This window comes from Vibrio rumoiensis 1S-45 (genome assembly GCF_000286955.2).
In the GTDB taxonomy this organism is placed as follows: domain Bacteria; phylum Pseudomonadota; class Gammaproteobacteria; order Enterobacterales; family Vibrionaceae; genus Vibrio; species Vibrio rumoiensis_A.
The window spans coordinates 1-12,944 of the sequence record NZ_AJYK02000081.1; the positions used below are offsets into that span (position 1 = coordinate 1).

The window sequence follows — 12,944 nt, forward strand, 5'->3', positions numbered from 1 at the left end:
TGAGATATTTAGCCATTGAATAAACTATTACTCATCATTAATGAATCACTTTATCCGATAATTTTTTAAATAAATTTCCTACAATAAAAAAGCAACCCGAAGGCTGCTTTCGTTGTTATACACTCACGTGGTAACTTGGGTATCAGATTATGCTTCTAGTGCTTTAGTGATTTTTTCATACAAATCTTTCGCTAAATTCTCAAGCTGAGACAATTTCTCTAACTCGGTTCGAATTAAGTCTTGGCGAACTTCATCAAATTGACGGTATTTTAGTAATGGATCAATCATACGTGACGCTACTTGTGGATTGCTCTCATTTAAAGTCACCAATATTTCACTGGCAAATCGATAGCCTGAACCATCTACCGCATGAAAGTTAACTGGGTTTTGATTAAAAAAGGCTCCTACCAAACTGCGAGTTCTGTTCGGGTTTTTTAAGCTAAATGCAGGATGTGACATTGTTTGTTTAATGTTAGTCAATGCATCTTTGGCTGGATTAGTTCCTTGCAACATAAACCACTTATCCATCACCAACCCATCATGGCTCCATTTATCACTAAATGAATTCATCATAACTTCACGGCAGTCTAATTGCGCTTGATTTGCAGCGTTCATTGCCGCCATAGTATCCGTCATATTATTTGCAGACTGGTATTGAGCCTTAACCAAGTTTTCACCATCATCCGTCGTAGCAAGATACGATAAACAAACATTACGTAAAGCACGTTTACCGATGGATGGATGATCAACGATGTATGCGTCTTGATTCAAGCTATGATATATCGCGGTAAGTTCATCAACCAATTCAGCTGCAATCGCTTTTTTCATAAAGCCTAATACTTCTGAAATTGCATCCACATCAACAGGTTTAAACCAGCCTGCCACTTCATTTTGACTTGGAAGAGTTAGCATTTCAGCAATAAATGCTGGCTCAAGTTTTTCACTCAATAAGATCCCTTTGAAGGCATCTAACACGCTTTGTGGAAAGACCAACTCTTGTTTAGATTGGTAAAACTCAATGTTATTGCGTAGGTATTTCGCAATCAAGTTTTGTCCAGCATCCCAACGAGCAAATTCATTGGTCGCTTTTACCATTAGAAACATTAAATCCGAATCAGAATAATCGTATTCAAATTTAACCGGTGCTGAGAACTCTCTTAACAAAGATGGTACAGGTTTTTCTTGTACATTTTCAAATACAAAGCGTTGAGAACTTTGTTTGAAATCAAGTACATTATCGACTGATTTTCCATCGATGTATAATGGTATTACAGCTCCATTTGATGCATATAATTCAACATTCATTGGAATATGCAGTGCTTGTTTTTGTGGTTGGTCTAATGTTGGTTCTGTTACCTGTTCTAGCTCAAGAACAAAGGTTTTCTCATCAGCATTATAGCTGGTATTCGCTTTCACTAATGGCGTACCCGATTGGCTATACCACAAACGAAATTGCGTTAAATCCACACCTGATCCATCTTCCATTGCCGCTACAAAGTCATCACAGGTTGCTGCTGTTCCGTCGTGACGTTCAACGTATAATTTCATCCCCTTTTGGAAGCTATCTTCACCAAGTAAGGTATGAATCATGCGTATTACTTCACTTCCTTTTTCATAGACTGTTAAGGTATAGAAGTTATTCATTTCTATTACTTTGTCTGGCCTAATTGGGTGTGACATTGGGCTCGCATCTTCAGCAAACTGTGGGCCACGGATAATACGAACATTGTTGATTCGATTAACCGCACGAGAACCAAGATCCGATGAAAATTCTTGATCTCTAAATACAGTTAAACCTTCTTTTAAGCTTAATTGGAACCAATCACGGCAGGTGATTCGGTTACCTGTCCAATTGTGGAAATACTCGTGGCCAATTACCGCCTCAATACCAAGGTAATCTGTATCCGTCGCAGTTTGATCATTTGCTAATACATACTTTGAATTAAAGACGTTTAAGCCTTTATTTTCCATTGCACCCATATTGAAGAAATCAACCGCAACGATCATGTAGATATCGAGATCATATTCTAATCCAAAACGCCCCTCATCCCATTTCATAGCATTGATCAATGACGTCATGGCATGAGGGGCACGATCTAAATTACCTTGATCAACAAAGATCTCAAGATCCACTTTACGCCCAGACTTTGTAATATATTGATCGCGAAGAACATCAAACTGCCCTGCAACAACGGCAAACAAATAAGATGGCTTTGGATGTGGATCAGACCATTTCACCCAATGGCGTCCACCTTCCAAATCACCACTATCAATTCGGTTACCATTACTTAGTAAATACGGATTTTCACGTTGATCAGCAATAACGGTTGTTGTGTATTTGGCTAGTACATCAGGACGATCTAAAAAGTAAGTAATACGTCGGAAACCCTCTGCTTCACACTGTGTGCAAAATGCGCCGCCAGATTTATATAAGCCTTCAAGCGCAGTATTGGCCGACGGATTGATATTTGTGACCAATGTCAGCTCAAATTGATCAGGTAATTCATGGATATGTAACTGCGTTTTCGTCACTTCATATTGAGACCATTTGTTTCCATCAACATGCACACTGATTAAGTCCATGTGCTCACCATCTAAAATTAATGTTGAGCTAGCACCCTGCTTTACCACAGTTGAAACGGCAGTGACTTTTGTTTCTTCATCAAAAAGGTCAAAAGTTAAATCAATATTGGTAATGGTAAACTCTGGAGAGGTGTAATCTTTGCGGTACTTTGCTTGCGGCTGCTGACTCATTATCAATCCTTTTGTTTATCTTTAAAAACGAACCAGAGTTTTAAAGATGCTGGCTCGAACAATCTCTCAATCTTGTTTAAAAAGCTGGTCTTTCAACTTAACGCTTTAAACAAAGCTGAAACAACATTCTTACACATCTACTCAACTTTTCCCATTCACCGCAAGGTAAAATGCCATTGTTCGTTACAAAATAAAAATAAATGAACACAAACCTATTCGAGAGTTAGTTTTCTTCGCTTGAAAGCGATATACATATCAGCATCATTACTGGATAGAACCAATCGATTATAATCAATCATGTATTGAGAACTTTGCTCTCCATCGGTATAGATGAAATAAATATAATTATCTTCTAAGTAATAAATTCCATCTCGGTACTTGTTACTCCCTTTTGAATTATAGGTTTGAATAGTAAAAAAAAAGTTGGGATATAGGATCAGATCTATATTCGAAACAAAACTTGAAATGACATCTTCTCCTTTCACTTCCGTACTTCGCCAAAACCCAGCCAGATGTTGCGGTTGTATTTTTTGAAAAGCCACACCATTCAAGTAAAGCTGGTTCGCATTCACATCATAACTATAATGCTGAGGCGCTTCAGAATTTGCCCCTAGCACCAAATTCTGACCATCCACTTCATATTGCCCATTCCAAGAATCAATAGTTTTGTCTTTACGCTCAATGTGAATATCAAATAAATAATTAGACTCCAAATTCAGACTGATCGATAAAAAATCATCTGGTATCGAGTCCGGCGAAGGATTAATCACTTTCCATTGACCAACCAGAAAAGGGTTATCAAACAAATTCATATCATATTTTTTCGGAGATTCGAATGCAGCAGCGCCTAATGTTAAGCAACTTAATAATATGATTAAACTTTTCATCACCACGCCACCCATGCTTATACATTTGATTACTTCAAGCATAGTTGCATGTGAGATGACCCGCAAAATACGATTGGTATAAAAAGCACAGATGAAAAAAAACGAGACACAATGGTCTCGTTTCTTATTTTATAACTGAGGATTAGATTTTTGATAAATCCGCAGTAATTGCCACAGCTTCATTCAAATAAGCATCTGGGGCTTCGTAATCTTTAGGTATGTCATCTAAAGATTTGAATTCCGGTTTTTTCGCTAATTTTTGACGTTCATTAATGCGATTTAGAGATTCTTGATCCGCTTTATCAGCATCTTGCTCTCTATGCTTTTCGTTTAATGAAATAGTCGTATCATCCTTTTCAAGCTGATACTTTTTAATGTCTTGATCAATAAACTTGAATTCAACATCATTAGCGATACGCTTATCATGATTGGCGGAAAGTTGCTTAATTTCAGCTTGATGCTGAGATTCAGACTCTACAGGTTCATAACTTGCGGCTGGAATTTGATCCCAAGGCAAGGCATTATCTTCAACACTTTCACCGGTATCGGCAGGAGCAATTGCAGATGGGAAAGGAATATCTGGTGCGACACCTTTCATCTGAGTACTACCACCACTTATACGATAGAATTTTTGAATCGTGTACTGAACATAACCCAGTTCTTGATCAAACGTATCATAAATATGCGTTAGCGAACGATGCTGCTGAACCGATCCTTTACCGTAAGAGTTTTCACCTAAGATAACTGCGCGATCATAATCTTGCATAGCTGCTGCAAAAATTTCGGATGCAGAAGCACTGTAGCGGTTGATCAATACAGTTAAAGGACCAGAATAATTTTCAATTCCATCAGTATCGCTATCGACTTTAACTCGATCATAACTATCACGAACTTGCACTACTGGGCCTTGTTGAATAAACAAACCAGATAAAGCAATCGCTTCAGTTAACGCACCACCACCATTGTTGCGTAAATCTACCACAACACCGTCAATCTTTTCTTTATTGAATTCAGCTAACAGCTTGTTAGTATCTTTCGATAAACCAACGTAAAAACTAGGGACTTCAAGTACACCAATTTTTTTACCGTCTTTTTCAATTACTTTTGATTTAACAGCACGATCTTCTAAACGAATTTTATCTCGAACAATAGTGACAACGTGACTTTTAGCATTTTTACCAGCAGGTAATACTTGCAAATTAACCTTAGTCCCTTTTGGTCCTTTAATTAATTGCACCACATCATCTAAACGCATACCAATAATATCAACGATCTTCTTACCATCTTGGCCAACACCAATGATCTTATCACCTTCAGCCAGTTCTTTAGAGGTTGCCGCAGGGCCTCCTGTGACCAAAGAGCGGATAACGGTGTAGTCATCTTCTGCTTGCAAAACTGCCCCAATCCCTTCTAGGGATAAGCTCATTTCTGCTTGGAATTCATCAGCCGAACGTGGTGATAAATAGCTGGTATGCGGGTCAATTTGACGAGCAAACGCATTCATATAAATTTGGAAAGCATCTTCACTGTGCGCCTGAGTAATGCGTTTAATTGCATTGTTATAACGTTTTGTTAGTAACTCTTTAATTTCAGGCCATTTTTTACCTGTCAATTTAAGATTCAATGCATCATATTTAACACGTTGACGCCATAGTTCATTTATTTCAGAGGTATTTTTTGGCCAAGCAGCTTCAGAACGATCCAATTCCATTGTTTCATCACTGTCGAACTTAATTTCATGATCAAGCAGTGTCAAAGCGTAAGAAAAACGTTCATATCGACGTTTCATTGAAAGATTAAACATATTAAACGCCACAGAAGTATCGCCGGATTTAAGCTGATCATCTATTTCTGTTGTATATGATTTAAAGCTGTCAATATCGCTTTGAGTGAAAATATTTCTATTGTAATCGAGCGATTCTAAGTAGCGGTCGAAAATACCTTGAGAAAATGCATCGTCTAAGTTGAAGTGCTTATAATGAGAACGCATAAAGCGATTGGCAACTCGTTGGCTGGCAATCGCATGTTGAACTTCAGGAGCAAGCGTCGGTATTTGAGACTCGCTAATAGTTGCTTGTGCAGCAAATACTGAATGTGCCGCTAGCGTTAAGCTAGCAGCAAGTAGTGATACTTTAAATCGGCAATTCATGCGTAGGATTATCCCTTTTATACGCGCAAGTGCTCCGCTTTCACGACCATTTGTAAGCCGTTTGCAAGGCGGACACGTACGTCGTCCTTATTGATCTCAACAATCGTAGCTGCCATGTTTCCTTGGCCCATGTTGACGTTGATGTCTTTACCAATGACGACTTCATCAGATTTCAACTCACGAGTTTCAACTGGTGCAACTTTTGCCGTAGGTTTTTTCGATTCTGGTTTAGGCTTACGAGGCGCTTTAGGGGTCGCTTTTGCTTTTGCCTTAGCAGCTCTCTCTTCACGGTTTTTATCCGCTTGTTCTTTACGACGAGCTTGAACGCGAGCTTTGCTTTCAGCTAATGTCGCTTGAGCATGCTCAACATGTTCGGCTTCCAACTCGCCACTCGCATTACCATCAAGGTCAACACGAGTTACACCTAACTTCACGCCATGTAGGTAACGCCAAGAAGACGTATATTGACGTAAAGCAGCACGTAATTGGGTTTTACTTACTTTCTCATCTTCACTTAGACGTTCAGCAAGATCTTGAAAGATACCAATTTTTAAAGGCTTCGCTTCGCCTTCTAAAGTAAAGCATTGTGGGAAACGTTCAGCAATATAGGCGATGACTTCTTTGCTGTTCTTTAACTTTTCAGTGTTTTCCATGAGGGTTCCTGGTTGGTGCGGCACATTTTCGCACGGGTGTTCATATAAATAATTCAGGCTATTATAGTGAGATGGAAAGGAAAAACCACCAACACATGCAAAATAACACTGCTAAATGTGTGTTTGAAGTATTAATTCTACTTGTTTCATCAATTCAACTAGCCCTTGTTCGTCTTCTTGAGAAAAACGACCGATACTTGGACTATCAATATCAAGAACCCCAACAACCTGTTTATTAAGAGTAAATGGGATAACAATCTCTGAATTACTTTGTGCATCGCACGCAATATGCCCTTCAAATTCATGTACATCATGGATACGTTGTACAGTGTTTTCTGAAATTGCTGTACCACATACACCACGACCAACAGGAATTCGAACACAAGCAGGGTTGCCTTGGAAGGGTCCTAATACGAGTTCATCACCTTTTAATAAGTAAAAACCAACCCAATTAATGTCTTCCAGCTCCATATTCAATAACGAACTAATATTAGCTAAGTTAGCAATCATATCTGGTTCAGATTCAATTAAAGCCGTCACTTGGGCAGTAATGCGCTGGTACATCTTTAGACTCATACTCTCTTCCATCTTTTTTCAAATTACGTACAATGAGAAATATTGCAAATAGGAATCATTATCGACAATGGATAGTAATAATAATCACATCATTAACCAAAACTGGTTAATTTCTCAAGTTAAGAAACACAAAGCAAAGCTCATTTTCGCCAATATAGTGGCAATAATAGCAACATTTGTTAGTGTCCCTATTCCTTTGCTGATGCCTTTAATGGTTGATGAAGTTTTACTCAACAACCCCTCTTCCGGTATCAATATGATGAATCATATACTACCTGAAGCTTTACAAACACCTACAGGTTATATTGCTTTAGCATTTTTATTAATCGTGCTGATGCGCTCAATTAGCCAACTGCTCAATATATTGCAGAGCCGACAATTTACTTTGGTATCAAAAACCATCACTTATCAGATCCGCTGTCGTATGATCGATAAACTTGGGTTGATCAGTATTCAACAGTATGAAACGAAAGGAAGTGGCGGTATAAATTCACACATTATTACTGATATAGAAACTATAGATAAATTTATTGGTACGACATTAAGTAAGTTTATCATCAGCTTTCTTACTGTATTTGGTACGGCTATCGTTCTGCTTTGGCTAGAGTGGCGATTAGGTTTGTTTATTCTATTAGTGAACCCGATTGTTATCTACTTTTCTCGCAAACTTGGCAATAACGTCAAACATTTAAAGCAAAAAGAAAACCACTCATTTGAACGATTCCAAAATAGGCTCATCGAAGTTTTAGATGGCATTTATCAACTTCGAGCAGCGAATAAAGAAAAAATTTACCTTAATGAATTAAAACATCAAGCAGATGAGATTCGCCATGATGCCGATAAATACGCTTGGCAATCGGAAGCCGCTGGCCGACTTTCCTTCCTTTTATTTTTGTTAGGGTTTGAACTGTTTCGAGCTGCTGCCATGCTAATGGTATTATTTAGTGATCTCACTATTGGACAAATCTTTGCGGTATTTGGCTATTTGTGGTTTATGCTTGGCCCTGTTCAAGAGCTTCTCGGTGTTCAATTTTCATGGTATAGCGCTAAAGCGGCATTACAACGAATTAATTACCTGCTGAAAATGGAAGAAGAATATCGTCCAAAATGTCAGATTAATCCGTTTATTGACAACCAAGAAATTGATATTGAAGTAAAGAATCTAAATTTCGCTTATAATGATGAGTCACAAGTACTTAATAATTTAAACTTAACTCTTCCGGCAGGAAAGAAAGTCGCCTTAGTTGGGGCTAGCGGTGGCGGTAAATCAACATTAATTCAACTCTTAATTGGTGTGTACCGCGCACAATCTGGGCAGCTACTGTTTAACGGTACGAATGTTGATAATATTGGTTTTGAAATAATTCGTGAACAAATTGCTGTTGTGTTACAACAACCTATTTTATTTAATGACACTTTAAGACAAAATCTAACTCTAGGTAGCCAACATTCTGATGATGAATTGTGGAATGTTCTCCACATAGCGCAGTTAGATGATGTGATCAGCCAATTGTCAGATGGATTAGATACTCAGATAGGCCGTCAAGGTGTTCGACTATCTGGTGGGCAACGCCAGCGATTATCCATTGCCAGAATGTTACTTTCCAATCCGAAGTTTGTTATTTTAGACGAAGCAACTTCTGCCTTAGATACCGCAACTGAATCTCGATTACATAAGGCAATGAATACATTTTTAGCAGGCCGAACAACGTTAATTGTTGCTCATCGACTCTCGGCAGTACAACAAGCCGATTTAATTTACGTTTTAGAAGATGGACATGTCATTCAAACAGGAACGCATGGTGAATTGGTCAAACAAGAAGGGCTTTATCAAACTTTATATGGAAACTCGGCGTCCTCTGCCGCAACACCTATTTAGTGATGGCTTAATTTACAACAAAAGCAACTATAAGCCAAAGGGCCAATTATGAGCACGTTTTCTGAAAAAGATCATCGTGCTCAAGCTGATCCTAAGCATTTGCACTGTACGCCACTAGCACAACCTCCTCAACCTGTTGTTATTTGCTCTGGTTGTGATTTAAAAGTAAAAACTGGCGGCTTACCTAACGGTAATAATGCTCATTGCCCTCGCTGCGATACACAACTTTATCGTAGCAAAGAAATGAATATAAACAGTAATCTCATTCTTGCAATCAGTGGGTTGTTTTTCTTCATCCCTAGCCTATTCCTTCCTTTTGTGACGATCCGTCTTATTAATGTCAATTTCTCCGCTGACCTTATTACCGGTTCATACTCATTAATGAAAGAAGGTTTCTTTTTACTTGGGCTTATTGTTGTTTTTTGTAGCGCCGTTACACCATTTCTGGCTTTTGGTTCAATTCTTACCACTCATTGGGCTCTCAAAAAAAAGAACTTTTTTATTTTTCAGTTATCGCTATCTGCTTATCAAAAATTAAAACATTGGCTGATGTTGGATGTTTTCTTGTTAAGTATTGCGGTTGCTTTTTTTAAATTACAAGAATACTCAACCATTAACCCCAAAATGGGTTTAGCTTGCATCGTGTTATCCCAAGTAATTGCGATTGCTTTAGTTTCGAAGGTCAGCGTTAGGCGTTACTGGGAAATTTGGAAAACCGCTGAAGACTTTAAGTTTTCAGATGTAGATGTGCATTGCGACCATTGCCATTTATCCCAGCCTGCAACCAACACTTGTTTACGGTGTGAACATACCATTACAACAAGAAAGCCCCTTTCCATTCAAAAAACATGGGCTTTTCTAATTTCGGCTTCAATCTTTTTAATCCCAGCAAACTTTTTAGATATATCGGTCATATTCAGTAACGGAAAACGCTATGAAGACACGATTTTCTCTGGCGTCGTATCACTGGTAAAAACTAACATGATGGAAATTGCTATCGTTATTTTTGTAGCCAGTATTTTGGTTCCGATAGCAAAAGTGGTTGGATTAGCTTACATTTTAATTTGCATTCAATTCAAAACATTGGATGACCACTACCAGAGAATGAAACTTTTTCAATTTGTAAAATGGATTGGCAAATGGTCAATTTTAGATTTATTTGTTATATCCATAACTATAGCCCTCGTTGATCGAGACCAAATTCTAGACTTTTCCCCTGGGCCTGCTGCCCTTGCATTTGCAGGTGTGGTGGTATTCACCATGTTTGCTGCTGAAAGTTTTGATTCTCGATTAATTTGGACTAACTACCCTACAACTAACAATAAAAATGAACCTAATTATGAAAAATGATTCATTGCCGAATAATGGCATTACGATAAAAAAAGAACGTAGAATTTCTCCGTTGTGGATACTGCCTATTATTGCGTTATGTCTTGCAGGCTGGCTGGGCTATCAAACCTATACCAATATGGGTCAAAGGGTTCAAATTCATTTTTCTAATGCTCAAGGCTTAGTGGAAGGACGTACTACCATTCGCTATCAAGGATTAGAAGTTGGTATAGTAAAAAAAATCAGTCTATCTGATAACCTGAATGATATTTATGTGAGCGCGGATATTTACCCTAAAGCGACTAAGTTGCTTTCCGCTAACACTCGTTTTTGGTTAGTTAAGCCACAAGCAAGTTTAAGCGGCATCACGGGTCTTGATGCGTTAGTATCAGGTAATTACATTGCAATTCAACCAGAAGCAGGCGATTTAGATAAAAAGAAAAATGAATCGTTCTCAACAAATTACACAGCTTTAAAAGAAGAACCTCTCGATATGAGAGGACAAAATGGATTTAATTTAACCTTAACATCAAAAGACTTAGGCTCCATTTCGGTTGGTTCTAAGATTATGTTCCGTAAGATCGCTATCGGTGAAGTCACTAGCTACACATTAGCGCCTGATTCAAGTACGGTAAAGATTCAAGTATCTATCAAGCGTGAATTTGCCCATATTGTAAATTCTGACAGCCGATTTTGGAATGTCAGCGGTGTGAACGCCAGTGTTGGATTTAATGGTGTTGATATTCAACTGGATAGCTTAAACGCTCTACTAATGGGAGCCATTGCTGTCGACTCTCCAGAAGGTGGAGAGAAAGTCGAATCGAACAAAACCTACAAACTGTACCCAGATATCAAAACTGCAGGTCGTGGTATTCGTATTACTATGAGCTTACCAGACGACAGTAACATTTCACCTAATGCTCCAATCATGTATAAGGGTATTGAGGTTGGGCAAATCACAGCGGTACATCTAGCAGAAGATAAATCCTCTGTTGAAGCCTCAGCGGCTGTTCAACCTGCATTTCTAGATAGTTTAAACAGTGGTACTCAATTTGTTCTAGAGGAACCAAAATTATCGCTTACTGAAATGAAAAATGTGTCTAACTTTATTCGTGGAAACTTTGTCACGTTAGTACCTGGTGTGGGTAGCAAAACTCGTCAGTTTGATGTTATCCGTAATAATGATCTATTACGCGCTAATCACATGACTAAACCTATTACACTATTTGCTGACGATGCTTATGGTTTAGATGTGGGGACACAAATTCTTTATCGCGGTATTCCAGTCGGCAGTGTCAATAAAGTGCACTTAAATGGTGAACGCGTTCAGTTTGATGCACAAATTGATACTCAATATCAAAACTTAGTAAAATCTCAAAGTCGATTCTTCATCTCAGGTAGTGTCGACGCTAATTTGAGCAGCTCAGGTGTAAGCATTTCTATGCCTCCAATTAAGCACCTACTTGCTGGTTCTATCAGCTTTGATAGCAAAGGTGAAAATAAAATCAATTCTGAATATCACTTATACGCCAGTAAATCTCTTGCTGAACTGGCAAAATATGAGACATCAGGATCAACTAGTTTAACGCTTTATGCCGCTAGCCTACCTCCTGTATCCATCGGTAGCCCTATTTTATATAGAAATCTTGAAGTCGGTAAAGTTTCGAAGTTTTACCTTGTTGATGGCGGTGTGAAAATACAAGCTAGAATTGAAAACCGCTATAAACACCTCGTTACTAACAAAACTGTTTTTTGGAACCACTCTGGCATTAAAGTGGATGCCGGCCTTAACGGATTAAGCGTGACAGCGTCACCAATAGCCAGTTTACTGAAAGGTGGGATTTCATTTGATAACCTATCAGGTGTTGAAAACAAATTAAATGACAACTGGATTTTATATGATGACTACAAATCAGCTCGCCAATTTGGACGTCAAATTACCCTAATTGCTCCTGTTAACAAGAGTGTTACTAAAGGTATGCCTATTAAATACCAAGGCGTTCAAGTGGGTGAAGTTACGCTTGTCCACCCTAACTTCCAACTAAAAAATGTTGAAATTACAGCCAGAATTTTTCCAGAATACGTTACTAACATAGCAAAAGACAACAGCCACTTTTGGGTTGTCTTGCCTGAAATAAGCCTAACAACTGGTGCTAAAAATATTGATACGTTATTAAGTCCTTATATTCAAGTTGACCCATCCGCAACAGGTAACCCCCAATATAAATTTGACTTAGATACCCAACCACAGATAACGGCAGGTACAACCTTCTACCTACAGAGCTTGAATAAAGATTCATTAAGAATTGGGACACCGATTCTTTATCGTGACTTTGAAGTAGGCCGAGTGACCAATGTTGAGTTAGGTGACTTGTCAGACAGAGTCATTACCACCTTTGAAATTCAACCTAAGTATACGTACCTCGTTCGTAAAAACTCGATATTTTGGGATGTATCAGGTGTTAATGTTAGTGTTGGCCTCTCAGGTGCAAGTGTTAAGGCTGGCACAGTTGATAGTATTTTAAGAGGTGGCATTGCCTTTTCAACACCTGAAGATGGGGCCTTACAACCAAAAGCAACAGCAAAATCGACGTTTGTCCTTCATAAAGAAGCACAATCAGAATGGTTAAGCTGGCAAACTGCCATACCGAAAAACTAACGTAAGAAAAAATGCAGCTATTTCAGCTGCATTTTTTTTGTTTTAAGCATAAAATCCG

General features: G+C 38.4%; 8 protein-coding genes. 3 read left to right on the forward strand and 5 right to left on the reverse strand.

Annotation, left to right across the window (positions count from 1 at the left end):
- Positions 1–147: 147 nt before the first annotated feature.
- The 5 genes from pepN to A1QC_RS10495 form a co-directional block, all read right to left on the reverse strand.
- Entirely contained in the window at positions 148–2,754 is a 2,607-nt protein-coding gene (gene pepN / locus A1QC_RS10475; protein ID WP_017024986.1) for an aminopeptidase N, read from the reverse strand.
- A gap of 212 nt (positions 2,755–2,966) precedes the next feature.
- Positions 2,967–3,641, reverse strand: a complete 675-nt coding sequence (locus A1QC_RS10480) for a hypothetical protein (protein WP_069575553.1) — start codon at positions 3,639–3,641, stop codon at positions 2,967–2,969.
- A gap of 142 nt (positions 3,642–3,783) precedes the next feature.
- Positions 3,784–5,790 carry a carboxy terminal-processing peptidase gene (prc, locus tag A1QC_RS10485; protein ID WP_017024988.1) on the reverse strand — a complete coding sequence of 669 codons (2,007 nt, stop codon included), beginning with the start codon at positions 5,788–5,790 and terminating at the stop codon, positions 3,784–3,786.
- A gap of 17 nt (positions 5,791–5,807) precedes the next feature.
- Complete coding sequence (gene proQ, locus A1QC_RS10490; RefSeq protein ID WP_017024989.1) at positions 5,808–6,443, reverse strand: RNA chaperone ProQ; 636 nt, start codon at positions 6,441–6,443, stop codon at positions 5,808–5,810.
- A gap of 111 nt (positions 6,444–6,554) precedes the next feature.
- Positions 6,555–7,019, reverse strand: a complete 465-nt coding sequence (locus tag A1QC_RS10495) for a GAF domain-containing protein (RefSeq protein WP_017024990.1) — start codon at positions 7,017–7,019, stop codon at positions 6,555–6,557.
- A 67-nt stretch (positions 7,020–7,086) separates the two neighbouring features.
- On the opposite strand from A1QC_RS10495, the gene A1QC_RS10500 reads away from it, so the two are divergent.
- Genes A1QC_RS10500 through A1QC_RS10510 form a run of 3 tightly spaced genes read left to right on the forward strand, consistent with a single transcriptional unit; the run spans position 7,087 to position 12,886 of the window.
- Entirely contained in the window at positions 7,087–8,898 is a 1,812-nt protein-coding gene (locus tag A1QC_RS10500) for an ABC transporter ATP-binding protein (RefSeq protein ID WP_017024991.1), read from the forward strand.
- 48 nt (positions 8,899–8,946) lie between these two features.
- A complete protein-coding gene (locus A1QC_RS10505; RefSeq protein WP_017024992.1) occupies positions 8,947–10,248 on the forward strand; it encodes a paraquat-inducible protein A in 1,302 nt (433 codons plus the stop codon).
- Positions 10,238–12,886, forward strand: coding sequence for an MlaD family protein (locus A1QC_RS10510; RefSeq protein ID WP_017024993.1), 2,649 nt, complete (start codon positions 10,238–10,240; stop codon positions 12,884–12,886). Before A1QC_RS10505 ends, A1QC_RS10510 begins: the two co-directional genes overlap by 11 nt.
- Positions 12,887–12,944 lie beyond the last annotated feature (58 nt).